26 protein-coding genes and 1 tRNA gene are annotated in these 21959 nt (G+C 69.4%); 8 read left to right on the forward strand and 19 right to left on the reverse strand.

Annotated features, from left to right (window positions below):
• Positions 1 to 78 precede the first annotated feature (78 nt).
• From EHW97_RS11010 to EHW97_RS11035, 6 genes are read right to left on the reverse strand one after another with little or no spacing between them, the layout of a single operon-like run.
• Positions 79 to 432, reverse strand: coding sequence for a hypothetical protein (locus tag EHW97_RS11010; RefSeq protein WP_124237223.1), 354 nt, complete (start codon positions 430 to 432; stop codon positions 79 to 81).
• Complete coding sequence (locus EHW97_RS11015) at positions 429 to 1502, reverse strand: serine hydrolase domain-containing protein (RefSeq protein WP_243696409.1); 1074 nt, start codon at positions 1500 to 1502, stop codon at positions 429 to 431. Before EHW97_RS11015 ends, EHW97_RS11010 begins: the two co-directional genes overlap by 4 nt.
• Positions 1502 to 1987, reverse strand: a complete 486-nt coding sequence (locus tag EHW97_RS11020) for an ArsR/SmtB family transcription factor (protein ID WP_124237224.1) — start codon at positions 1985 to 1987, stop codon at positions 1502 to 1504. The genes EHW97_RS11015 and EHW97_RS11020 overlap by 1 nt, the downstream gene beginning before the upstream one ends.
• A 42-nt stretch (positions 1988 to 2029) precedes the next feature.
• Complete coding sequence (locus EHW97_RS11025) at positions 2030 to 3139, reverse strand: FUSC family protein (RefSeq protein ID WP_166367485.1); 1110 nt, start codon at positions 3137 to 3139, stop codon at positions 2030 to 2032.
• The gene (locus EHW97_RS11030; RefSeq protein WP_124237226.1) at positions 3136 to 3459 is read right to left on the reverse strand and encodes a GroES family chaperonin; all 324 of its coding nucleotides are present in this window, start codon (positions 3457 to 3459) and stop codon (positions 3136 to 3138) included. Before EHW97_RS11030 ends, EHW97_RS11025 begins: the two co-directional genes overlap by 4 nt.
• A 2-nt stretch (positions 3460 to 3461) precedes the next feature.
• On the reverse strand, positions 3462 to 3710 hold the full coding sequence (locus EHW97_RS11035) for a DUF3618 domain-containing protein (protein ID WP_243696410.1): 249 nt from the start codon (positions 3708 to 3710) through the stop codon (positions 3462 to 3464).
• A gap of 47 nt (positions 3711 to 3757) precedes the next feature.
• Here EHW97_RS11035 and bcp point away from each other — a divergent pair, with 47 nt between their 5' ends.
• Both bcp and EHW97_RS11045 read left to right on the forward strand, forming a co-directional pair.
• Positions 3758 to 4231 (forward strand): thioredoxin-dependent thiol peroxidase, encoded by a 474-nt coding sequence (gene bcp / locus EHW97_RS11040; protein WP_124237228.1) that lies wholly within the window; start codon positions 3758 to 3760, stop codon positions 4229 to 4231.
• Positions 4232 to 4350: 119 nt separating this feature from the next.
• Positions 4351 to 4432, forward strand: a tRNA-Leu gene (locus EHW97_RS11045).
• A gap of 17 nt (positions 4433 to 4449) precedes the next feature.
• Here EHW97_RS11045 and EHW97_RS15560 read toward each other — a convergent pair.
• Both EHW97_RS15560 and EHW97_RS11055 read right to left on the reverse strand, forming a co-directional pair.
• The gene (locus tag EHW97_RS15560; protein ID WP_208002001.1) at positions 4450 to 4923 is read right to left on the reverse strand and encodes a hypothetical protein; all 474 of its coding nucleotides are present in this window, start codon (positions 4921 to 4923) and stop codon (positions 4450 to 4452) included.
• 22 nt (positions 4924 to 4945) lie between these two features.
• Positions 4946 to 6307 carry an MFS transporter gene (locus EHW97_RS11055; RefSeq protein WP_243696411.1) on the reverse strand — a complete coding sequence of 454 codons (1362 nt, stop codon included), beginning with the start codon at positions 6305 to 6307 and terminating at the stop codon, positions 4946 to 4948.
• A gap of 147 nt (positions 6308 to 6454) precedes the next feature.
• Between EHW97_RS11055 and EHW97_RS11060 the strand changes: the two genes are divergently transcribed.
• The 4 genes from EHW97_RS11060 to EHW97_RS11075 are packed head-to-tail and all read left to right on the forward strand — an operon-like array spanning position 6455 to position 9573.
• Positions 6455 to 7252 (forward strand): hypothetical protein, encoded by a 798-nt coding sequence (locus tag EHW97_RS11060; protein ID WP_166367486.1) that lies wholly within the window; start codon positions 6455 to 6457, stop codon positions 7250 to 7252.
• A 32-nt stretch (positions 7253 to 7284) separates the two neighbouring features.
• Positions 7285 to 7746, forward strand: coding sequence for a tRNA (cytidine(34)-2'-O)-methyltransferase (locus tag EHW97_RS11065; RefSeq protein ID WP_124237231.1), 462 nt, complete (start codon positions 7285 to 7287; stop codon positions 7744 to 7746).
• 51 nt (positions 7747 to 7797) lie between these two features.
• Positions 7798 to 8742, forward strand: a complete 945-nt coding sequence (gene dapD, locus EHW97_RS11070; protein WP_124237232.1) for a 2,3,4,5-tetrahydropyridine-2,6-dicarboxylate N-succinyltransferase — start codon at positions 7798 to 7800, stop codon at positions 8740 to 8742.
• A 3-nt stretch (positions 8743 to 8745) separates the two neighbouring features.
• A complete protein-coding gene (locus EHW97_RS11075) occupies positions 8746 to 9573 on the forward strand; it encodes a hypothetical protein (protein ID WP_124237233.1) in 828 nt (275 codons plus the stop codon).
• A 20-nt stretch (positions 9574 to 9593) separates the two neighbouring features.
• Here EHW97_RS11075 and EHW97_RS11080 read toward each other — a convergent pair whose 3' ends face one another.
• The 6 genes from EHW97_RS11080 to fdxA form a co-directional block, all read right to left on the reverse strand.
• Positions 9594 to 10400, reverse strand: coding sequence for an ABC transporter permease (locus EHW97_RS11080; RefSeq protein ID WP_124237234.1), 807 nt, complete (start codon positions 10398 to 10400; stop codon positions 9594 to 9596).
• Positions 10397 to 11311 (reverse strand): ATP-binding cassette domain-containing protein, encoded by a 915-nt coding sequence (locus EHW97_RS11085; protein WP_124237235.1) that lies wholly within the window; start codon positions 11309 to 11311, stop codon positions 10397 to 10399. The genes EHW97_RS11080 and EHW97_RS11085 overlap by 4 nt, the downstream gene beginning before the upstream one ends.
• A 62-nt stretch (positions 11312 to 11373) precedes the next feature.
• Complete coding sequence (locus EHW97_RS11090) at positions 11374 to 12015, reverse strand: ATP-binding protein (RefSeq protein WP_208002002.1); 642 nt, start codon at positions 12013 to 12015, stop codon at positions 11374 to 11376.
• Positions 12012 to 12485 carry a pyridoxamine 5'-phosphate oxidase family protein gene (locus EHW97_RS11095; RefSeq protein ID WP_124237236.1) on the reverse strand — a complete coding sequence of 158 codons (474 nt, stop codon included), beginning with the start codon at positions 12483 to 12485 and terminating at the stop codon, positions 12012 to 12014. Before EHW97_RS11095 ends, EHW97_RS11090 begins: the two co-directional genes overlap by 4 nt.
• Before the next feature lie 113 nt (positions 12486 to 12598).
• Positions 12599 to 13696, reverse strand: coding sequence for a succinyldiaminopimelate transaminase (gene dapC, locus EHW97_RS11100; protein ID WP_124237237.1), 1098 nt, complete (start codon positions 13694 to 13696; stop codon positions 12599 to 12601).
• A gap of 7 nt (positions 13697 to 13703) precedes the next feature.
• The gene (gene fdxA, locus EHW97_RS11105; protein ID WP_124237238.1) at positions 13704 to 14027 is read right to left on the reverse strand and encodes a ferredoxin; all 324 of its coding nucleotides are present in this window, start codon (positions 14025 to 14027) and stop codon (positions 13704 to 13706) included.
• 101 nt (positions 14028 to 14128) lie between these two features.
• Here fdxA and EHW97_RS11110 point away from each other — a divergent pair, with 101 nt between their 5' ends.
• Positions 14129 to 14956 carry a GNAT family N-acetyltransferase gene (locus EHW97_RS11110; protein WP_124237239.1) on the forward strand — a complete coding sequence of 276 codons (828 nt, stop codon included), beginning with the start codon at positions 14129 to 14131 and terminating at the stop codon, positions 14954 to 14956.
• Positions 14957 to 15199: 243 nt separating this feature from the next.
• Here EHW97_RS11110 and EHW97_RS11115 read toward each other — a convergent pair whose 3' ends face one another.
• From EHW97_RS11115 to mshB, 4 genes are read right to left on the reverse strand one after another with little or no spacing between them, the layout of a single operon-like run.
• On the reverse strand, positions 15200 to 16957 hold the full coding sequence (locus tag EHW97_RS11115) for a VanW family protein (protein WP_124237240.1): 1758 nt from the start codon (positions 16955 to 16957) through the stop codon (positions 15200 to 15202).
• Positions 16954 to 17487 (reverse strand): flavin reductase family protein, encoded by a 534-nt coding sequence (locus tag EHW97_RS11120; RefSeq protein ID WP_124237241.1) that lies wholly within the window; start codon positions 17485 to 17487, stop codon positions 16954 to 16956. The genes EHW97_RS11115 and EHW97_RS11120 overlap by 4 nt, the downstream gene beginning before the upstream one ends.
• 9 nt (positions 17488 to 17496) lie before the next feature.
• Positions 17497 to 17841, reverse strand: coding sequence for a hypothetical protein (locus tag EHW97_RS11125; protein WP_124237242.1), 345 nt, complete (start codon positions 17839 to 17841; stop codon positions 17497 to 17499).
• Positions 17838 to 18743, reverse strand: coding sequence for an N-acetyl-1-D-myo-inositol-2-amino-2-deoxy-alpha-D-glucopyranoside deacetylase (gene mshB / locus EHW97_RS11130; RefSeq protein WP_124237243.1), 906 nt, complete (start codon positions 18741 to 18743; stop codon positions 17838 to 17840). Before mshB ends, EHW97_RS11125 begins: the two co-directional genes overlap by 4 nt.
• Positions 18744 to 18815: 72 nt before the next feature.
• On the opposite strand from mshB, the gene EHW97_RS11135 reads away from it, so the two are divergent.
• Complete coding sequence (locus EHW97_RS11135) at positions 18816 to 20894, forward strand: S9 family peptidase (RefSeq protein ID WP_124237244.1); 2079 nt, start codon at positions 18816 to 18818, stop codon at positions 20892 to 20894.
• Between the two features lie 51 nt (positions 20895 to 20945).
• Here the strand turns inward: EHW97_RS11135 and EHW97_RS11140 are convergent, their stop codons facing one another.
• Positions 20946 to 21959, reverse strand: coding sequence for a DctP family TRAP transporter solute-binding subunit (locus tag EHW97_RS11140; protein ID WP_124237245.1), 1014 nt, complete (start codon positions 21957 to 21959; stop codon positions 20946 to 20948).

The raw sequence follows: 21959 nt of genomic DNA on the forward strand, positions 1-21959 counted from the left end.
GAAACGGAACCTAGACAGCTCCACTCTCACCCGGAGGCCTTCACCTATCCAGAGAAACAACGTCCCTGGACATCACACCTAGACGAAGCTCAGAGTGACGGCCCCGCCGATCACGACGAGCGCCGCCGCGTAGACGACGGAGCCGGCGGTGCGCCACGTGGCGCTGCCGTGCTGGATCGTGGGCAGCTCACGCCAGCGCATCGCCGCGAGCGCCGAGCCGGCACAGAAGACGGCGACGCCGAGAACCCAGATCCATTGCGTCCACGCATCCCAGCCCACCAGCGCGCGCACGACGATCACGGTGACCAGCGCTTCGAGCACGACGACTGCTAGCCGGACGCGCGAGGGGGCATTGGGGCCGCCGAGACCCGCACGCACCAGCGCGCCGAGCTCGATCAGGAGTACCGCGATGAGAAACCAGCTGATGATCATGAGCGAGCAACGTCCCTGAGCAGGGCGAAACCGATCTCGTCCAGATCCACGGTGGTCGCGCCGGCGAGGTAGACCGCGACGCCGTGCTCGCGGTCCATGCCGAACCACGACCGGAAACCGCCGGTGCCTCCGTTGTGCCACGTCACGGTGCGACCCCCGACCTTCTCGGTGAACCAGGCCGCCCCGATCTGCAGCCCATCGCCGAAGTCGGCCTGCGGGTCCAGCGCCGCGACACCCGGGGCCGTCTGGTCGAGCAACCCCTGAGCAAGCGTGGCCATGTCGGCCGCACTCGCCCGGATACCGCCTGCTGGGGCGAAGCCCTCGTCCGCCCACGCCTGCTGCGCCCGGCCCGCGCGATCGCGGCCCTGTACTGCGTCGTCAGCTAGTTGGTCGGGGCTGAGCGGGACCGTGAAGGACGACAACCCCAGCGGCTCCGCGATGCGTTCGGCGACCAGTTCCGGGTACGTGGTGCCGGCGGCCGATGCGAGGGCGTGGCCGAGCACCGCGTAGCCGAGGTTGGAATACACCGGCTCCTTGTCCCCCACCTTGGCGGCTCGAACCTGGTCGACGACCTCGTCCGGCGTCTCCGCATAGGGGTTCCGGGCAAGCAGCGTGTCGAGCGCCGTCCGGGCGAAGAAACCGAGGCCACCCCCGAGCCGGGGCAGTCCGGAACGCTGCTGGCTCAGCTCCTCGAGCGTGATGTCGGCGGCGTCCGCGTCCCCGAGGTCGAGAAGATCGCCGAGTCGGGTCTCGGGACGCACCTCGCCCCGCTCGACCATGTCGGCGTAGAGCAGCCCGGTCACGCCCTTGGTGATCGACCCGATCTCGAAGGTCCCGTCCAGCGGGGCGCCGACCGTGGCGGTGCGCTGCCCCTCGGGTGTGACGGCCGCGATCGACAGCGCGTGCACTCCGACCGAGGGTACGTGGCCGACGGCCATCTGCCCGAGTTCCTCGTCGCCGGAGACGGGTGAATCCGGCGTGACCGCGCCCGCACCGGGGCGCAACCAGAACCCGACCGCGAACCCGACAACGGCCATGACCGCGGCCGCGATGGTCATCTGACGCTTCATCAACTGCTCACTCCCACGGCGACGAGAAGGGGTACGACGCGCTCAGCTGGCACCGTGACGTGACCGCGCGCCGCCTGGCGCAGCCATCCGGCGGCCGTGAGCGCCTTGATGTGGTGGTAGATCTGCCCGGTCGAGGCCAACTCGAGCTGCTCGGCGAGGTCCGTGACCTTGGTGGTGCCGCGCACGACGGCCAGCACCAAGGCGAGCCGAACCGGGTGTCCGAGCGCCGCGAGCCGCTCGGCGAAGTCGTCGAGGTGTCCAGGGTCGATGAGGTCGGCGACCGGACGGCCCATCTGCCACTCCACGGGACCCGCGCCGGTCTCGACGACGCCGGCCCACACCACGACGCCCTCGTTGCCCTGAGCAGCGGGCCGCAGGCCCTCCAACACCCAGAAATCGCCCGCGGAGAGGCCGGAGGGAACCGGAGTCTCCTCCAGTGCGGCGACCCGCTCCTCCAGGCGCGCGAGACGCTCTTCGATCGACATATTCCGAAACTACGAAATTTTGGAACTTTTGTCGAACGGGAGTCAGTCGAAGTCGAGACGCTCGTCCAGCTCGGACCGCGTGGCCCCGCTGGCGAGCATGAGATCCGCGGACAACGACCGGATCTGCGCGGCGATCGAGGCGGTGTTGACGGTCACGATCTCCGGCAGCGACGACATCGCGATGCGCGCGGCCTCGACGAGTTCCTCTCGCGCTTCGTCGAACTCGTCGCTCTGCGCGAGCTCGTCGGCGAAGATCCCCACGGCGGTGACGAGGCGGTCGACCGCCTCGTCGAGACCTGACGGAGCGCTCTCGTCGTGTCGCAGCATGGCCGAGACGCGCCGGGCGAGGACACGCGCGTCGCGGACGGCGTTGTCGAGGTCGGTCACCGAGTCGACGTAGCGGGCGACGTCGTCGCGCTGACGCCAGCGCATGGGCGACATCCGCGCGACCTCGGCGACATTGGTGGCGGTGTCGGAGACGGTGTCGACGAGGCTCTGCGCGGCTCGCGCCTCCTCGAGCGCCAGATCGGCCAGCGCCGCATCGTCGGTACGCAGAGCCTGAGCGATGCGACTGAGCACTCCGCCCAGACGCCGCAACAGCCGCTGCACGTCGACGTCGATGTCGCGAACCGGATTGCGCGGGATCAGCACGACCATCGCGAGGCCGAACAACCCGCCGACGAGCGCGTCGAGGAACCGGGTCAAGGCCGGGTCCGTGGCACCGGGCAAGGGGACGACGGCGGCCAGCAGCAGGCCGGAGTTGACCGCTTGGGTGAGCGCCATGCCCTTGATGCCGAGCAGGGTCGCGATGGCCACGGTCAACGCGGAGACGAGCGCGATCTGCCAGGCTCCTCGCCCGATGCCGAGGATCAGCAACTCACCGATGAGGACGCCGACGGCGACACCGAGCACGAGTTCGAAGGTCACCCGCACCCTCATGCCGACGCCCGCCATGAGCGCGAGCACCGCGGCGATGGGGGCGAAGAAGGCTTGCTGGTGGCCGAGGATGTAGGTCGCGACCGCGAACGCCCCGCCGGTGGCGATGCTGATCCGCAGGATCAGGCGCCAGCGATGACGCAGTGTCATGGCCCGGTCGGCGAACGTCGTCTGGGGCCGGGGAACCCTCAGCCGACGAAACGGGAGTTCACTCACAGGTACAGCCCGGTCTGCCCTTCCTCGATGCGCTCCGACGCGACGGCATGGAGGTCGCGTTCGCGCAGCAGGATGAAGCTCTCGCCACGCACCTCGACCTCAGCACGGTCCTCGGGGTCGAACAGCACCCGATCGCCGATCTGCACGCTGCGGACCTGCGATCCGGCGGCCTCCACCCGGGCCCACGCCAGGCGGCGGCCCATGGCGGCGGTCGCGGGGATCACGATGCCCCCGGAGGATCGGCGATCGCCGGCGCCCTTGTCGACCGACACGAGGAGCCGGTCATGCAGCATGCGGATGGGAAGTTTGGCGTCGGACATGCTCAGTCCAACAGGCGACGCACGACGATGATTCCGCCAACCACGGCGGCGGTGATGGCCACGACGGGGACGACGTTCTCGACGCGCACGGAACCGTCGGGAGCGACGAAGTGCGCCTTCACCTGCGCGATCTGGCGCCTGACGATGTTCTTGGGATTGGAACGGTCGATGAGTTCGTCGATCGTGCCCGCGAGCCGCACGCGGATGTCCTCGATCTCGTCGACGAGCTGGTCCGGGCTGGCTTGTGACACGTCATGCCTCTCGTTCGGTCCTTCTGTCATGAGCCAGGATAGTGCGTATGAGCACCCGACTGCAGCCCGGCGACACGGCACCCGACTTCACCCTCCCGACCGACACGGGCGACGAGGTCACGCTCTCGGATCTGCGCGGCCGGCGCGTCATCGTGTACTTCTACCCCGCCGCGATGACGCCCGGTTGCACCAAGCAGGCGTGCGACTTCAGCGACTCGATCGACCGGCTGCGCGGCGAGGGCTTCGAGGTCCTCGGCATCTCCCCCGACAAGCCGGAGAAGCTCGCGAAGTTCCGCGAGCGCGACGGCCTCACGATCACGCTGCTGTCCGACCCGGACAAGCAGGTACTGTCCGCGTACGGCGCGTTCGGTGAGAAGAAGCTCTACGGCAAGGTCGTCGAGGGCGTCATCCGGTCGACCTTCGTCATCGCCCCCGACGGCACGATCGAGCTCGCCCAGTACAACGTCAAGGCCACCGGCCACGTCGCCAAGCTCCGCAAGGACCTCGGCCTCGGCGCCTGACCCGCTCGGCGGCACGAGGCTTCGGCGCGGGTCGCGCGGTACCGGCGCTTCCCGCTTCGCTCGCGGGAGCGACGCAGGGGTCACCCCGCAAGAGCGCGTCGCCTATTCTTTGGGTCGGGGCCGGTGTGGTGGAACTGGTAGACACGCAGGATTTAGGTTCCTGTGTCCTTGGACGTGCAGGTTCGAGTCCTGTCACCGGCACCCTGGAGGCGCGGCGATCACCGCAGGGATCGGCGCGAAGGTGAGCGCCACAACAGCACGCACGCCGCCAGCCCGGGCAGGCACGGCCCCACCCCGATCCAGCTCAGCAACGGCGGCAGCCCCGTGTCGCCGGACGTGTCTTCGACGAAGACGTTGAACAGGGCGACGCTGGCGGCCAGCGCGAGGATCGCGGGCGCGACCATCCGCACCCACCGCTTCCCCTTGACGGTGGCCCAGATGGTTGTCGTCCACGCGACCACGCCGAGCGCACCCAGCGCCGTCAGGTAGATCAGGTACATCCGGGCGGCGCTGTCGATCTGGTCGTCCGAGTAGGACGGGTACCCCTCCCGGATGTGACGGGCGAGGATGTTCGCCCCGGCGTGGTCGACGTAGACGACGGCCAGCGCCACGACGGTCAGGACCAGTCCGATGAACATGGCCGCGAGCGCTCGGCGTCGATGGCGTACCGGTTCGGTGCTGATGGTGGTCATAGTGTGTCCTTTCTAACGCTGATCAATGGAGTGGGAGCTCGTCGCGGTGGCGTGGCAGCGCGACGACGGCGACGAGTACGGCCAGCGCGAAACTCGCGGCACACAGCCACAGGCCGAGGGCATACCCGTCGGCGAGGTCCGCTCTGCTCAGCGTCGCTCCGGTGCGCTGGGACGCTGCGGTCCCGAAGACGGCCAGGCCGAGCGCCGCGCCGATCTGACGAGAACTGTTGAGGAGCCCTGACGCCACTCCGACTTCGGCCACTCGCACGCCGATCGTGGCGACGGATACCAGTGGGCCGAGGCACAGCCCGAAGCTGCTGCCGGTGAGCACGGAGGGCCCGAGGACGTCGGCGAGGAAGGAGCCGTCCGCCCCGATGAACCCGAACCAGGCGAAACCGAGCGAGGCGCCGACCCCTCCGATGACCAACAGCGTGCGCGGCTGCACGCTCGCCCCCATCCGGACGGCGAGGAACGAGCCTGCGATGACGCCGCCGGTGAAGGGGAGGAACATCGCGCCCGCCGACGCCGGTCCGTGCCCGAGCACCTGCTGCAGATACAACGAGACGAAATAGAAGGCGGACGCCATCGCGGCGCCGAGGAGCAGGTTGTAGGCGTTCGCTCCGGCGACGGACCGAGTGGTGAGGAGCCCCAACCGGACGAGCGGGTCACGCGTCGTCGTCTTCTCGACGATGACGAAGGCGACGAGAAGGACCAGGCCGAGGGTCACCCCCAGGATCGTCGGCAGCGACGTCCACGACCCCTGATCGGAGTTGACGATCGCGAACACGACGAGCGTCATCCCACCGGTCGCGAGCAGCGCACCGGGGATATCGGGAGAGACATGGCGTTCCGGCCTCTCCCGCACCGCGACGGCGCGCCAGGCCAGGCCGAGAGCGGCCAAGGCCATCGGAGCGTTGACGAACATGACCCACCGCCAACTGACGTACTCGGTGAGCAGCCCGCCGATGAGGATGCCCAGCGCTCCCCCGGCGGCGTTGGTCGCGCTCCACACGCCGAAGGCGCGGCGTCGTGCCGCTCCCGAAGGAAACGTCTCGGTCAGCAGCGCGAGCGCGGCCGGCGCCACGGCCGCAGCGCCCACGCCTTGAACAGCGCGCGCCGCCACCAGGTGGCTGGCCTCCTGCGCGAATCCCCCCGCCAGCGAAGCCGCCGCGAAGAGCGTCAACCCGATGAGCAGGACGCGCCGTCGTCCATAGCGATCCGCCGCTTTGCCTCCGGCGAGCAGAAGCCCGCCAAACGTCAGCGCGTACGCATGAATCACCCACGTGACACCGGCACCGTCGAAGCGCAGGGCTGCGGCGATCTCGGGAAGCCCGACGTTCACCACGGAAAGATCCAGCGACACCATGAACTGGACCACCGACACCGTGAGTAGTGTCAAGCCCGCTGGTGTAGTTCCGCGAACCCTCGCGTCCGTCGATGTGCTCATCTCGTCCCCTCATTGCGACATCATGTCTCAAACTTCACGGTACAGTTAAGAGACACGATGTCGCAAGAGGCGGGAGTGAGAATGATGAGTCGGCGACCCCGACGCAGTGAGCAGGAGACGCGTGACTTGGTGATGCGAGCGGCGGTTCAGCACGTTTCGCTCCATGGACTGCGCGCCACCCTCGATCTGCCCATGGAGGAGGTGATCGCGGCGGCGGATGTGCCGCGCGCGGCCGCCTATCGGCTCTGGACGTCGCGGGAGCGCTTCACGAGCGACGTCCTCGAACAACTCGCCTTGGGCCAGACGCTGCCCAGCACGCTGCGCCCCGACGAGATCGACATCGTCGTCGACGAGGTGGCAGCTTCGACGAGCCCGCAGGACGATGCCCGCACTGTTCTGTGTTCGTTGACGGCGCTCGCGATCGAGCGCGAGTTCGACCTCCTGACGGACTCGGACGCCTGGCGCGCCTTCCTCGCCCTCGAGGCTGCCGTCGCCTCGCTGCCCGATCCCGGCCGCCGCACCACGTTGGTGCGCCGGTTCATCGAGGCCGAGGCAGCCAACGCGGCGCGGATCGCGGAGATCTACCGGGCGGTGGGCGCCGCGCTCGAGCTGCGGCCGAACTCCGAGCAGGCGCTCCTCGACGCGGCGCACGCCGCACGAATCCTGACCCGCGGCCTCATCGGTGAGGCGATCCGTGAGGGAGTCTCGCCCGCCGAACGCGCGGCGCTTCGGCGTCGCCTCAGTACCAGCACGTCGGCCATCTTCGGGCAGACGTTTCAGCCGGACGGCGACGGCACCGCTCCCGTCGATTGGCAACAGTCCGTGCTCGCTGTCTTTCGCCGCTCGCGCTCGACCGAGCGCGACCTGAGGAACACGACCTGATTCTCTGGCCGCGCCGGCAGTAAGCTGCCCGGGTGTTCCGGATTCTCTTCTTCGAGCCGCGCATCGCGGGCAACACCGGGAACGCGATCCGGCTGGCGGCCGCGACCGGCTCCGAACTGCACCTCGTCGACCCGCTCTTCGACTTCGAGGACACCAAGCTGCGACGTGCCGGCCTGGACTATCACGACCTCGCCGTCGTCACGGTGCACCAGACCCTCGCCGACGCCTGGGCCCAGCTCCTCCCCGCTCGCGTCTTCGCGTTCACGACGCAGGCCACCCGGCGCTACACCGACGTCGCCTACGAGCCCGGGGACGTGCTGTTGTTCGGTCCCGAGCCGACCGGGCTTCCGACCGAGGTGCTCGACGACGAGGCGGTCACCGACCGGCTCCGCCTCCCTATGCAGCCCGCACGCCGATCGATGAACCTCGCCAACTGCGCCTCGATCGCCGTGTACGAGGCGTGGCGGCAGCACGACTTCGCCGGCGGCGTCTGAGCGTCGGGGACGACGTCCACCGGCTGCGCCTCGCCCGATAGGTTGGGGGCCATGACGACCCCCGACCATCCCGGAGCATTCGGTTACGGCCTGGCCACCGTCACCCCCGACGGCACCGTCCTCGACGTCTGGTACCCCGAGCCGCAGCTCGGCGCCGCCCCCGAGAACCCCAGCGAGCCCGACGAGCTCACCGCGGCCGCCGGCGACGACCCCATCCGACAGGTGACACGCGCCGTCGTGTTCACCGTGATCGACGACCTCCAAGCGCCGCCGGCCGACGCCTACGACGTCTACCTGCGCCTGCACCTGCTGTCGCACCGACTCGTCGCACCGCACGGCCAGAACCTCGACGGCATCTTCGGCCTCCTCGCCAACGTCGTGTGGACGAACCTCGGGCCCTGCGCCGTCGAGGGCTTCGAGAGCACGCGCGCCCGCGCTCGCGCCGCCGGCCACCACCTCTCGGTCACGAGCGTCGACAAGTTCCCGCGGATGACCGACTACGTCGTGCCGTCCGGTGTGCGGATCGGCGACGCAGATCGCGTCCGCCTCGGCGCCCACCTCGCCTCGGGCACCACCGTCATGCACGAGGGCTTCGTGAACTTCAACGCCGGCACCCTCGGCACCGCCATGGTGGAAGGCCGCATCTCCGCGGGCGTCACCGTGGGCAACGGCTCCGACGTCGGCGGCGGCGCGTCCATCATGGGCACGCTGTCCGGTGGCGGCAAGGAAGTCATCTCCGTCGGCGAAGGCTGCCTCATCGGCGCCAACGCGGGCATCGGCATCTCGCTCGGCGACGACTGCGTCGTGGCCGCCGGCACGTACGTCACGGCCGGCAGCAAGGTCACGCTGCCTGACGGACGCGTCGTCAAGGCGGCCGAACTGTCCGGTGCCAGCGGCATCCTGTTCCTCACCAACAGCGAGACCGGCGCCTTGGAAGCCCGGCCGCGCGAGGGCCGCAGCAGCGTCGAACTCAACGCCGCACTGCACGCCAACTGAGCCGTGCGCTTCCGGTGGGTCCTCGTCGGCGGCCTGCTCGTGGCGGGTGGGCTCGTGGCCGCCGTCATCAACGACGCTGAGCCACGTCGCACCCAGTACTGCGTGGCCCAGGTGGGCGACCTCAGTGCTCGGACCGATCTCGAGCAGGCGAAGTGGACCACCCTGATGTCGGCGATCGCGGATCGTCGCGGCCTGCCACCGCGGGCCACGACGATCGCGATCGCCACGGCGTATCAGGAGTCGCGCATCCACAACATCGACTACGGGGACCGCGACTCGCTCGGGCTCTTTCAGCAGCGCCCGTCTCAGGGATGGGGTGCGCCGGAGCAGGTGATGGATCCGACCTACGCCATCAACCGGTTCTACGACGGGCTCGTGCAGGTGCCGGACTACGTCAATCTGCCGATCACGGAGGCCGCGCAGGCCGTGCAGCGGTCCGCCTATCCGGACGCGTACGCCGATCACGAACCGTTCGCCCGGGCCCTGGCGTCAGCGCAGCGGGGCCACTCCCCCGCGAGCTTCACGTGCCACATCAATCCCGTCGCGGGTGGCTCGGTCACCGCGATCGTGGCAGCTCTCGAGGGGGCCTACGGTCCGCTCCCGAACGAACCCGCGGAGGACGGCAACAGCGTGCGGCTTCCCGTCGGCGATACCGCGGAACCGTCCGTCCGAGGCTGGGCGCTCGCGCACTTCCTGGTCGGCAACGCCGCGGAACTGCGGATCGAGCAGATCGCCTTCGACGGGATGTCCTGGTCCGCGGACGACTACGAGCAGGGCTGGACCGAGGACGACGAGGCGCCTGCTGACGCCGTCGTCGCCCGCGTCAGCTGACGGGGCGACGACGGCATCACTCAGCCGATGTCGCGGCGGAGCGTGATGAAGCGGGCGCCGAGCGCGAAGATCGCGATGTACGCGAGCATCACGAGGCCGCCCGCCCAGCGGCTGAGCAGATCGGTCTCGCCCATCGAGCCGAAGAAGCTCGTCCCGAGGACTGCGTCGGCGGCGGCCCCGGGCAGGTACGCGGAGACGCCCTGCAAAGCGTCGACCGCGGTCATGGCGACACGCGCGATCGGCTCGACGAACTGGGTGAAGCCGATGATGACGATGATCGCCGCGACCTGGTTGGTCAACAGTCCGCCGATCGCGACGCCCAACACGTTCCAGATCGCCATCACGACCACCGACCAGCCGAGAAGCGACCAGACGTCGCTGTTGCCGAGGTAGGCGCCCTCGCCCATGAGGGCGAGGACCGGAGCTCCGCCGGCCACCGTGCCGGCAGTGGCGATCACGCCGATGATGACGCCGAAGATCGCCGCCACGACGAGCTTGGCCAGCACGAGCACCGTGCGGCGCGGCTCGACCAGCAGCGTCGGCGTGATGGTCTGGTGGCGGAACTCGTTCGTGAACAGCAGGCTGCCGATGATCAGCGGGAAGACATAGCCGAGCGGGCTGGTCAGCGAGTAGGTCATCGTCGCGGCGTCCTCGCCGGAGAGCAGCGGAGCCCCGGTGTCCACGCTCGCTGTCGTGCTGCCGTACGCGAACGAGAACGCCAGCACCGCGCCCAGGAACAGCAGGTAGGCGAACATCGCCAACCCGAGGATCCACCACATGCGGGTAGACAGGAACTTGCGGAATTCTCCACGGATCGCGGCGCTCATACGGCCACCTCCTGCGTCGGCTCTCCGGTGAGTCTCAAGAACACGTCCTCGAGGCCGACACCGACGTCGGCGAGGCGGTGCAGTTCGATGCCGGCGGCGAAGGCGGCCGCACCGACCTGAGCCGCGTCCGCGTTGTGCAGGACCACCAGGCCGTCGTGCTGCGGCTCGGCGCGCCACTGCTGGGCTTGGGCCAACTCGACGACACGCTGCGGCGTGGGGCTGAGCACCTCGACACTCGGCGCCGCGAGCCGGCGCAGGTCGCCCAACGACGACTCGTGAACGAGACGGCCCTTGGCGATGATGACGACGTCGTCGACGGTGCTCTGGACCTCGCTCAGCACGTGGCTGGAGACCAGCACGGTCTTCCCCTCATCGGCGAACGCGCGCAGCAACTGGCGGAGCCACACGATGCCCTGCGGATCGAGACCGTTGGCCGGCTCGTCGAGGATCACGACGGCAGGATCGCCGAGCATGGCGTAGGCGAGCGCGAGGCGCTGGCGCATCCCCATCGAGTAGCCACCCACCCGGCGCTTCTTGGCCTGGTCGAGGCCGACCAGTTCGAGCAATTCGTGGCAGCGCGACTCCGGGACGCCGACCTGCGGGGCGAACATGCGCAGGTGGTCGAGCCCCGAACGCCCCGGGTGGAAGGCGGACGCCTCGAGTGACGCGCCGACGGTCTGCGCCGGCTGGCGCAACTCCAGGTACGGCGTGTCGCCGATGAGCGCGCGGCCCGACGTGGGGCGCACGAGCCCGAGCAGCATCCGCAGTGTGGTGGTCTTCCCGGCACCGTTGGGGCCGAGGAAGCCGGTCACGGCTCCCGGGCGGACGGTGAACGACAGATCGTCGACCGCCCTGACAGGTCCGAAGTGCTTACTGAGTCGATCGATCGTCACCGCGGCGGGTGCCGTCATCGGTCGTCCTTCCCTCGTGGACTGGCTGGCGGTTCGACCCTATCGTCCGCTTTTCCCGCCGGTCACGAGGGTTCGGTCTCTTTTCGGGTGGTCACCGTCACAGCGACGGCGCCCGCCTGCTGCTCGCAGCGTCGTCGCACTTCGCCGATGTCGAGCCGGCCAGGTACGAGGCGCGGATCGGGGCGGAAGGTGATCGTCGTTCCCGTCGGAGCGTCGGAGTTGATCGGCTCGAGTCCGGTGACGGGCACTCCCTGTTCGTAGCGCTGTGTCCACGCGCCCGCGGCACGCCGGTTCTCGTGCACCAGCCATTCGCTGAGTGCGGCGACGACAGAGACGCCGCGGCGGGGGTGTCCGTCCGCGAGGGTCTCGGCGTCCGGATGGTCGAAGAACCGCAGGTCCTTCGTCGCGATGATGGGCTTGCGAACGGCCAGCCCCTCGTCGTCGAACCGGGTGTCCGTCCCCCGTCCGGTGTCAGCGATGCTCACCGAGCCGTCCGCACCGAGGGTCACGACGATGTGCTGGCGCTCGATGTAGGGCGCCTCGTCGACCGGGTACGCCAGCAGTTCGAGAACGAGGTGCAGGGGGTCCGGAGCGTACTGCTGCGGAGCCGATCGGATCTGCCTCAGATGTGCGGCGTCGACCTCGCTCGCCCACGCGTGGGTGGTCGGCGCCCACTCGTGCCGACTGGTTCTGGCCCCGCTCACAGCGTCTCAGAGCCGTGCCGCGCGTCGTACGTGTCGCCGGTGATCCTCGTCTTGAGGAAACTGAGCGCCGACGCGACCTTGCCTCCGGGCGTGTCCCAGTACTCGCCCTCCTGCAGATCGACACGCAGCAGAACGGCGTTCGGATCGTCGGGCCCACCGGGAAGCCACGCCTCGGCGAACGTCGTCCACAGTTCGCGCAGCTTCTCCGGGTCGTTGACCACGGTCGCGGTTCCCGACGCCGCGACCCAGACGTCGCGGGAACTGAACGTCAGCTGAACCCGCGGATTGGCGTTGATGTCTTGGACGTGGCGGGTGTCGCGCGCGCTGATGAACCACATCTGCGCGCTCGGCTCCACTTGCTGACGCGCCATGGGCACGGCGCGAAGCTCCCCAGCCGGACCGACGGTCGTCATCATGGCGATCGGCATGTCGTCCATGAGTTCGAGCAGATGGTCGCGATCCTCAGTCATGCCAGCCTCCTCGGCCTCGGGGTCCGTCTCCCCCACCGTAGGCACAGGAGCGGCTCCACCGCAGCGCACGAGAGCGTCGCCCCGCGCGCGCTCCGACGCAGACAGGCGCGACGTCAGGCGAGGCGTGCGGCCGCGGCCGCGATGCGCTCGTCGGTCGCGGTGAAACCGACCCGCACGTGGCGGGCGCCGGCCGGACCGTAGAACTCCCCAGGCGCGACGAGGATGCCGCGCTCGGCCAGCCACGCGACCGTGTCGCGGCAGTGCTCGCCGCGCGTCGCCCACAGGTACAGCGAGCCCTGCGAGTGCGTGATCTCGAAGCCGGCCTTCTCCAGCGCGGAGCGCAGCACGGCGCGTCGTCGCGCGTACCGCTCGCGCTGCGCGTCGACGTGGGCGTCGTCGCCGAGCGCCGCTTCCATCGCCGCGGCCACGGGGGCGGGAAGCATGAAGCCGAGGTGCTTGCGCAGCGCCAGCAACTCGCCGATCACCGCCTGGTCACCGACGACGAACGCGTCACGGTAGCCCGCGAGATTGGAGCGCTTCGACAGCGAATGCACCGCGAGGATGCCCTCGAGTGACCCGCCGTTGATGTCCGGGTGCAGCACCGACGTGGCCTCGCCCTCCCAGACGAACTCCAGGTAGCACTCGTCGCTGACGAGCAGCGTTCCTCGCTCACGGCACCACTCGACCGTCTTGCGCAGGTGGTCGGCGCCGAGCACCTGGCCGTGCGGATTGGCCGGCGAGTTCAGGTAGAGCAGTCGCGGCGCGGAGGGGCCGAAGGCAACCGTACTGTCCGCCGCCACCGGCTCGCAGCGGGCGTAGCGCGCGCCGACCTCGTAGGTCGGGTACGCGAGCGTCGGGAAGGCGACGACGTCCCCCGGGCCCAGACCGAGCTGGACGGGGAGGTTGCCGATGAACTCCTTCGAACCCACCGTCGGGAGCACCTGGTCGGGCGTCACGCCGGTGATGCCGAACCGCCGGGCCAGCCAGTCGACGACCGACTGACGAAGCGACACGGGCCCGAACACCGTCGGATAGCCGGGAGCATTCGCGGCCTTCGCGAGCGCGTCCTGGGCGACCTGCGGGGAGTCGTCGACGGGGGCGCCGACAGAGAGGTCGACGATGCCGTCGGGGTGCGCGGCCGCACGCGCCTTGGCCTCCGCGAGGGTGTCCCAGGGGAAGACAGGAAGGCGGGCCGAGACCGGGCCGGTCACGCCGCGCTCACTCCTGGTTCTGCGGCGGGAGCGCCTCGATGAAGGGATGGTCGGCGTCGATCACGCCCATCTTCGTCGCACCGCCGGGCGAGCCCAGCTTGTCGAAGAAGTGCACGTTGGCGTCGTAGTAGTCCTTCCACTCCTCCGGAGTGTCGTCCTCGTAGAAGATCGCCTCGACGGGGCAGACCGGCTCGCACGCACCGCAGTCGACGCACTCGTCGGGGTGGATGTAGAGCATGCGGTTGCCCTCGTAGATGCAGTCGACCGGACACTCGTCCACGCAGGCACGGTCCTTGATGTCGACACACGGCTGGGCAATCACGTAAGTCACGGGAAGCACTCCTTCGGAACGGTCATCACCAGTATCGCGGGAGTCGCGAACCGTCCGCACCTGAGGTCCACCTTATGAACGCACCCTGAGAGGCTGGAGGCGTGGAACCTCTCGACAGCGACGACGTCGGGCAGCGCGTCACCGTGCGTGCCGCGACGGGACAGACCGGTCCGACGGGTGGACCGCAGTTCACCGACACCGTCGGGCGCCTCGTCCGCGTCGAGCCGGACCACTTCGTCATCGAGCGTCGCGACGGGTCGACGCGGGCCGTCCCGCGTGCCGCGGTGGTGGCCGCCAAGCGCGTCCCGGCGCGTCCGAAGCGAAGCCGAGCCGCTCGTGAGGTGAGCGCTGACGACCTCATGCGCATCACCTCCCGCGGATGGCCGGCCGTGCACTCCGAGCCCCTGGGCGAGTGGGAACTGCGCGCGGCGGGTGGCTTCACCGGCAGAGCCAACTCCGTCGCCGTCCATGGTGACCCCGGGATGCCGTTCGCCGACGCGCTCGACGCGGTCGCGGCGTTCGCTGAGCGGCACGGCGTCGCTCCTGCCGCTCAGGTCGTGGTCGGCTCCCGGTGGCATCAGCGCTTTCTCGACGCGGGCTGGCAGCGGCCGCGAAGCACCCGCCCCGGCGCGATCGTCCAGGTCGCCGATCTCGGCACCTACGCCCCGGATCCGCTGGTGCGGATCGAACCGTCGGCCAGCGAGGCGTGGCTCGCGCATTACGGCCGCGTCGAGGACCTCGACGTGGCCCGGGCGGTGCTCGAAGGTCCCGAACGGGTCGGCTTCGCGATGCTGGAGGACGCGGCGATCGGCCGCGTCGTGGTGACCGGCGAATGGGCCGGGCTGGCCGCCGTGGAGGTGGACCCGGCCCACCGGCGCCGTGGCCTGGCCCGACGCGTCGTCGCCGCGTGTCTCGCCTGGGCCGCCTAGCACGACGCCGACAAGGCGTATCTGCAAGTCATGGAAGACAACAACCCCGCCCTCCAGCTCTACGCCCCCTTCGGCTTCGTCACCCACCACGAATACGTGTATCTCCAACCCCCGAACGCGAGTGACGGCGACACGGCTTAGGTGGTCGAGTAGCGACCGAGGAACCAGGGAGCGAGACCACGTCACGTGGTCTCGATACGTCGGTCGCTGGGCGACCTCCTACTCGACCACCTAGGGCAACCTTCAGCCTTCGGGTGGGGGCGGAGGGGCCGGTTGCGGGCCGCAGATGACGTGATCGGCGGCCTGGTAGCGGGCCGTGTTCGTCTCGGACTTCACCTTCTGCCCGTTCTGGTAGAACGTGCGATGAATGTCGATGTCGAAGCCCTGGATCGGCGCCTGCGGAACGCACCGGTTCGTGTCGTCGTAGCGCACGCCCGGCTGGCGGAAGTTCCGACGCGGCGACTCACCGGCCTCGATGTCGTACTCCTTCGTGCCCCACATCTCGACCGTCATCGCACCCTGCGTGCCCGGCGTACTCGGGTTGACGTAGGCGCGGATGAGCACGCCGTTCTTGAGCGAGTTCTTGAACCGCAGGTCCAGGTGGCCGTAGTACACGGTCGCTTCACGACCGACCGGATACCGGTTGATGTAGAAGGCGTGCGGATGATGTTCGACGTCCTCAAGCCCGGCGAAGAACGCGGCGTTGTAGGTCGTGGTGACGACCTGCGAGACGCCCCCGCCCATCTCCTCGCGGAACACGCCGCCGTTGATGACGGTGCCCATCGCGAAACCGTTGGCGACCGTGCGCTCACCGACGGTGTCGTTGAAGCTGAAGGTCTCCCCCGGTTCGAGGATCGTGCCGTTGATGAGCTCGGCAGCACGCGCTTGATTGATGTTGCGGTAGTCGGCGTGCGGATAGTTGGTGGTGAAGGTCGAGATCTTCTCGCGGATGCCGAGCGCCTCGGCGTCCTCGGTGGTGAACTCCGGCTCGACCGGCGTGGCCTCGACCGTGATCGAGCGTTCAGGACCCGTCTTGGTGATCACCGGAAGCAGTTGGTCGGCCATGGTCTTCGGATCGAGACCGACGCCGGGCTTGCTGGGGATGACGACCGGCTGGTTGTTCTGGATCTCGACGCGCGCGTCGACCGCTTTCTCCCCGATGCCGGTGGTGGAGTCCGTGAGCGGCTGCTCCAGCGTCTGCGGGTCGATCTTCGGCTGCATGGCTCCGTCGACGACCTCGACGGTCAGAGCAGGCGTGTAGGCGGTGATGGGCAGCTCGACCGTCTGCTCGCCGACGTTGAGGATGACCGGCCCGCTCACGGCGGGTTCGGCGATCGTGCGCACCGCCTCGGCCAATCCCTCGGAGTCGACCTCCGGTTCGACGGTGCTGGTCGGGACATCGACCGGCTCCTCGGTCATGAGGTACGCATCGGCGATCGCCTCGGACAGCTCCTCGCGCTCGACGAGTTCGCCTGCCACGGGTTCGCGCGGTTCCGGACGGCCTTCCGGGAACGAGATGAACGCTTCCACCACCGGCACGTCGACGGTCTCGGCGATCGTGCCGACGGCACCCTCGAGCTTCTCGTCGTCGACGTCGAGCACTGGAGCGTAGTCGCGGTCACCGAAGATCAGGGCCCACATGTCGCGCGGGTCCCACGTCCGCTCGCCACCGGCGGCATCGATGCTCTCCTCCGCGTCGAGCGCCAGTCCGATGTCCGCCGGCGCAAGCTCGAAGGTCTGCTCGCCGTGCTGCACGAGGATGGGCGCGTCGACCCGATCGGCGACGCCCTCCTCGAGGGTCGAAACCGCCGCCGCGGGCTCCATCCCGCCGACGTCGACCTGCGCGACGGTGGTGTTCGCGGGCAGCCGCTCGCCGGTGAGGAGGTAGCCGGCGACGTACGCGGCCGCGAGAACCGCCAGCACGCCCCCGAGCGTCCACCAGGGCCACCGCCGGCGCTTGCTTCCTTTCGCCTTGGCGGTGGTCGAGGTCTTCTTCGTCACTGAGATCCTCCGTAGACCGTCTTCTCCGACTCCGGAGATCGCACGATCGTCCCGTAGTGGGAACGGTAATACAGCAGCGGGTCGTCCGGTCCCTCGCGTACCGCCGCGTCGACGACACTGCCCACGAGGATCGTGTGGTCACCGCCGTCGTGGGCCGCGACGGTTTCGCACTCCAACCAGGCCAACGAGGCGTCGAGCAGCGCCACACCGGTGCTGCCACGGTGGTGCTTGATCTCGGCGAACTGCTGCTCGAGCGGTCGCCCGCGGTGGGCGAACCACGCCGAATCGTCCCGGCCCTCTTCGGCGAGAATCGAGACTCCCCAGACGCCCGACGCCAGCACTGCGTCGTGGAAGCGGCTCGTCTTGTGCGAGCACACGAGCACGAGCGGCGGGTCGAGCGACACGGAGGTGAAGGCGCTCGCGGTCATCGCATGGTCGACGCCCTCGTGGACGGTGGACACCACCGTCACACCGCTGGCGAATCGGGACAATGCGCCGCGGAAAGCGGCCTGATCGACGGGATCGGACACCCTCTCAGCCTATGAGGTGGAGCCTGATCTCCGGTGAGCGGACCGCCACGTGATCACCACGAAGATCACCAGCGACGCCAGCATGAACGTCCACCCCACCGCGTCGGACCCGACGAGCACGTCCCGACCGAGTTGCAGGAGCAGGACGACGAGCGCCCAGGTTCCGCCGGCCCAGGCGGGACCGAGTTCGGCGAGGTGAGCGGCGGACAGCGCGACGAGCCACACGAGGGTCAGGACGACGAGAAGCCCCCACGGGAGTGCCCAGCCGCCCACATCCGCGCGCTGGCGATGCACGAGCACGCCCAGGACCGCGGTGTACGCGCCGAGCGCGACGCAGACGAGACGGCCGATCACACGCCGGCGAACAGGTCGTCCTCGAAGCCGCCCTGGCCGACCGGTCCGCGCTGGCCCGCGGCCAAGCGGTAGTACTCGGTGCCCCAGACCTCGTTGCCGAGGTTGTTCGACAGCGCGAAGAAGGGCCCGTCGACGGCGATCTGCGAGGCGTGGGCGCGCATCGCGTCCAGTTTGGCCTCGACCCAGGCGTTGGCGTCGATGCGCGCGTCCAGGTACTCGTCCTCGACGGCGAACGGGGGCGCCTGGTCCGGGTCCCACTCGTCGAAGCTGGTGTCGCCACTGGCCTTGAGCCGGCGCAGGCCCTCCCGCAGATGACTGGCGGACATCGCCGTCCAGTAGATCTTGGCGATCTGCCAGGGGTCGCCCAGATCGGGGCGATACGACCGTACGGCGGCGAGCTGGGCGCCGTACATGGCGACCCGGTGCGCCTGGATGTGGTCCGGATGCCCGTAGTTGCCGAACTGGTCGTACGTCACCAGCACCTGCGGACGCACCTCGCGGATGATCTCGACGAGCAGATCGGCGGCCGTGGTGAGATCGGCCGCCCAGAACGCGTCGGGACGGATCTGCTCGCCCGCGGCGGCATTGCCGTCCTCGCCCCACACCATGCCGGAGTCGCGGAAACGACCCGGGCCGCCGAGGAAGCGGTGATCGGTCACGCCGAGCGCCTTCATCGCCTCGGCGAGCTCACCGATGCGGTGCTCCCCCAGCCGGTCCTCCTGGTCCGCGGCATAGTGGCCGATCTCGGGAGTGAGGATCTCGCCCTCCTCACCGAGCGTGCACGTCACGAGGGTGACGTGAGCGCCCTCCGCGACGTACTTGGCCATGGTGGCCCCGTTGTTGATCGACTCGTCGTCGGGGTGAGCGTGGACGAGCAGCAGGCGGCGATCCGGCAGCGACATAAGAGAAAGGCTAGTCGCCCCCTCTGACCAACCGGTCCCGATCGGCGCCCTCCTGTGCGCCAAGATGGTGACATGACCGTCTCGTACCCGCGCTTGGCCGCCCGCACCGTCCGGTTCACCCTCGGGATCCCGCGGAACATCACCGTCTCCCCCGACGGACGCACGGTGCGGTTCGTCCGGACACCTGACGGGGTGACCCGCACAGGACAGCTGTGGGAGTACGACGTGGAGACCGGGTCCGAGACCCTCCTCGTCGACCCGGCGGCACTGCTCGGTGCCGATGATGAGGAGCTGTCGCCCGAGGAGCGGGCTCGCCGCGAACGCAGCCGGGAGGCGGCGGGTGGCGTCGTGGCCTACGACGTCGACGCGACCGGTCGATGGCTGTGCTTCGGGCTCTCCGGCCGATTGTGGGCCACCCACCTGGGCGCCCGCTCCACGCGCGAACTCCCCGCGGCGGGTCCGGTCATCGATCCGCGCCTCGACCCCACCGGCCGCCGCATCGCCTACGCCTCGGGCGGCGCGCTGCGCGTCATCGGTGTCGACGGTGCTGACGACCGCGCCCTCGCCGAACCCGAGACGCCGACGCAGGTGTGGGGACAAGCCGAATTCATCGCCGCCGAGGAGATGGACCGCTTCCGCGGGTTCTGGTGGTCGCCGGACGGCAATTCGCTGCTGGTCGAGCGCTACGACGAGAACGACGTTCCGGTCTGGCACGTCGCCGATCCGGCCAACCCCGATCGCCCGGCCGCCGAGCAGCGCTACCCCGCCGCCGGCACGCCCAACGCCGACGTGACGCTGTGGCACGTCGGCCTCGACGGCAGCCGCAAGGAGATCGAGTGGGACCGCGAGACGTACGAGTACCTCGCCCGGGTCTCCTGGACCGAGCACGGCGCCCCCGTCCTGCAGGTGATCACGCGTGACCAGCGCCGGTCGCTGCTGCTCTCGGTCGATGTCGACTCCGGTGCCACCTCTCAGCTCGCGGAGCTCGCCGACGACGCCTGGGTCGACCTCACCGTGACCCCGCAGTTCGGGCCGGGCGGCCGCCTGGTCTGGTGCGACGACATGGACGATCGCCGCCGCCTCGTCGTCGACAGCTCCCCCATCAGCGACCCGCGCTGGCAGGTCCGCGGGATCGTCGGCATCTTCGATGACGCCGTGATCGCCACCGTCTCCGACGAGCCCACCGAGGTTCACGTCGTCCGCTTCGGCTTCGACGGCTCGGAGACGGTGCTCACCGCCGGCGCCGGCGTGCACGGGGCGGTCGTGGGCGGACCCACCACCGTCATCACCCGCTCGTCGCTCGCCAGTCCGACACCCGAGGTGCTCGTGCACCACGAGGACACGTCGGCTTCCGGGGCGATCCGCGTGGTCATGCAGGAGCCGCCGTTCGCACCGCAGGTGGAGCTGGTGAGTCTGGGCGAGCGCGAACTCCGCGCAGCCGTGCTCTTTCCCCGCGAGCACGACGGCAACCCGCTGCCGATCCTCATGGACCCGTACGGCGGTCCGCACGCACAGCGGGTCATGGCGTCGGCGCGGCTGTTCCTCGAGCCCCAATGGCTGGCCGACCAGGGCTTCTGCGTGGTCGTGGCCGACGGCCGCGGTACGGGCGGACGCGGACACGACTGGGATCGCGCCATCCTCGACTCCTTCGCCGAGGTGACGCTGCAGGACCAGGTGGACGCTGTCGCCGCGGTCGCGGAGCGCTACGGCGACCGGGTCGATGCCTCGCGCGTCGGCATCATGGGGTGGTCGTACGGCGGCTACCTGGCGGCCCTGGCGGTGCTCGCCCGACCCGACGTCTTCCACGCCGCCGTCGCCGGCGCACCCGTCACCGAGTGGCGCTTGTACGACACCTGCTACACCGAGCGCTACCTCGGACACCCGGCGACCCAGCCCGAGGTCTACGACCGCAACTCCCTGCTGCCACTCGCGGAGAAGCTCGAACGGCCGCTCATGCTGATTCACGGCCTCGCCGACGACAACGTCGTGTCCGCGCACACCTTGCGCCTGTCCTCGGCGCTCCTGGCAGCCGGCAAGCCGCACACGGTCCTGCCGCTCTCGGGGGTCACCCACATGACGCCGCAGGAGACCGTGGCCGAGAACCTCAAGCTTCTCCAGGTGCAGTTCCTCAGCGAGCATCTGCACCGCTGACGTGACGAAGGGGCGCCGAACCGCACGGTCCGGCGCCCCTGTCTCTGTGTCTCAGGAGCCCGGCTGGAACTCCACGATGTCCTGGTAGAGCTCGAGCTGTCGGCCCTCCAGGTTGTTCAGGAGGTAGTCACGGGCGCGGCTGCGGAACGCCTCCACGTCGACGTCCTCGACGACCTCGGGACCGCCGTTGGACGCCCACTCCTCGACGATGGATTCCGTCTCCTCCTCGATGCAGGCGCGGTCCTCTTCGCGGGTCTCGCGGACGGCCGTCTCCAGCGCGTCCTGCTGATCGGCCGACAGGCCCTCCCACGTGTCGCTGTTGACGACCACGAGCTGCGATCCGACCGAGTGGCGGTTGAGGCTCACGTAGTCCTGCACCTCGTCGTAGCTGTTGGCCGAGACGACGGCGATCGGGTTCTCCTGACCGTCCACCGTGCCCTGCTGCAGCGCGAGGTAGATCTCCTCGAAAGCGACGGCCACGGCCTCGGCGCCGAGCGCCTTGGCGTTCTGCAGGTGCACCGCCGAGTCCGGGAAGCGCAGGCGCTGGCCCGCCAGGTCCTCCGGCGTCCGGATCGGCTTGTTGGCCGAGAACGTGCGGTCGCCGTAGTACCAGACGTCGAGGATCTTGGCGCCGGTCTCCTGCTCGAACTCGTCGCGCAGCGCCTGGGCTTCCTCGGACTCGTCGAACCAGGCGAACAGGTGATCCGCGTCCTCGAACGCGTACGCCATGTCCATCACGCCGATGGGCTCGAAGGTGCCGGCAAGCCCGGAGGCACCTTGCAGGTCGATGTCGATGTCGCCGGACATCACGGAGGTGAACCGGTCGACGTCGCCGCCGAGCTGGCTCGACGGGAAGATCTCGATCTCGATGCCGTCCTCGGCGACGGCGTCGCGGACGAGCTCGGCGCCGCATGTGTTGTGCGGGTGGTTGTCGGGGTAGCTGTTGGCGAAGCTCAGCTTCGCCTCGTCGCCGCCGCCGGACTCGCCCTGCGGGCCGGCGCACGCGGCCAGTGCCACGGTCAACGGAAGTGCGGTCGCGAGAGCGCACAGCTGTCGGATTCTCAT

Source organism: Aeromicrobium camelliae, from assembly GCF_003850045.1.
Taxonomy (GTDB): domain Bacteria; phylum Actinomycetota; class Actinomycetes; order Propionibacteriales; family Nocardioidaceae; genus Aeromicrobium; species Aeromicrobium camelliae.

Coding starts and splice junctions, on each gene's coding strand:
- EHW97_RS11010 (WP_124237223.1), bottom strand. CDS start 432: ATGATCATCAGCTGGTTTCTCATCGCGGTACTCCTGATCGAGCTCGGC.
- EHW97_RS11015 (WP_243696409.1), bottom strand. CDS start 1,502: ATGAAGCGTCAGATGACCATCGCGGCCGCGGTCATGGCCGTTGTCGGG.
- EHW97_RS11020 (WP_124237224.1), bottom strand. CDS start 1,987: ATGTCGATCGAAGAGCGTCTCGCGCGCCTGGAGGAGCGGGTCGCCGCA.
- EHW97_RS11030 (WP_124237226.1), bottom strand. CDS start 3,459: ATGTCCGACGCCAAACTTCCCATCCGCATGCTGCATGACCGGCTCCTC.
- bcp (WP_124237228.1), top strand. CDS start 3,758: ATGAGCACCCGACTGCAGCCCGGCGACACGGCACCCGACTTCACCCTC.
- EHW97_RS15560 (WP_208002001.1), bottom strand. CDS start 4,923: ATGACCACCATCAGCACCGAACCGGTACGCCATCGACGCCGAGCGCTC.
- EHW97_RS11060 (WP_166367486.1), top strand. CDS start 6,455: ATGAGTCGGCGACCCCGACGCAGTGAGCAGGAGACGCGTGACTTGGTG.
- dapD (WP_124237232.1), top strand. CDS start 7,798: ATGACGACCCCCGACCATCCCGGAGCATTCGGTTACGGCCTGGCCACC.
- EHW97_RS11080 (WP_124237234.1), bottom strand. CDS start 10,400: ATGAGCGCCGCGATCCGTGGAGAATTCCGCAAGTTCCTGTCTACCCGC.
- EHW97_RS11085 (WP_124237235.1), bottom strand. CDS start 11,311: ATGACGGCACCCGCCGCGGTGACGATCGATCGACTCAGTAAGCACTTC.
- EHW97_RS11095 (WP_124237236.1), bottom strand. CDS start 12,485: ATGACTGAGGATCGCGACCATCTGCTCGAACTCATGGACGACATGCCG.
- mshB (WP_124237243.1), bottom strand. CDS start 18,743: ATGTCGCTGCCGGATCGCCGCCTGCTGCTCGTCCACGCTCACCCCGAC.
- EHW97_RS11135 (WP_124237244.1), top strand. CDS start 18,816: ATGACCGTCTCGTACCCGCGCTTGGCCGCCCGCACCGTCCGGTTCACC.
- EHW97_RS11140 (WP_124237245.1), bottom strand. CDS start 21,959: ATGAGAATCCGACAGCTGTGCGCTCTCGCGACCGCACTTCCGTTGACC.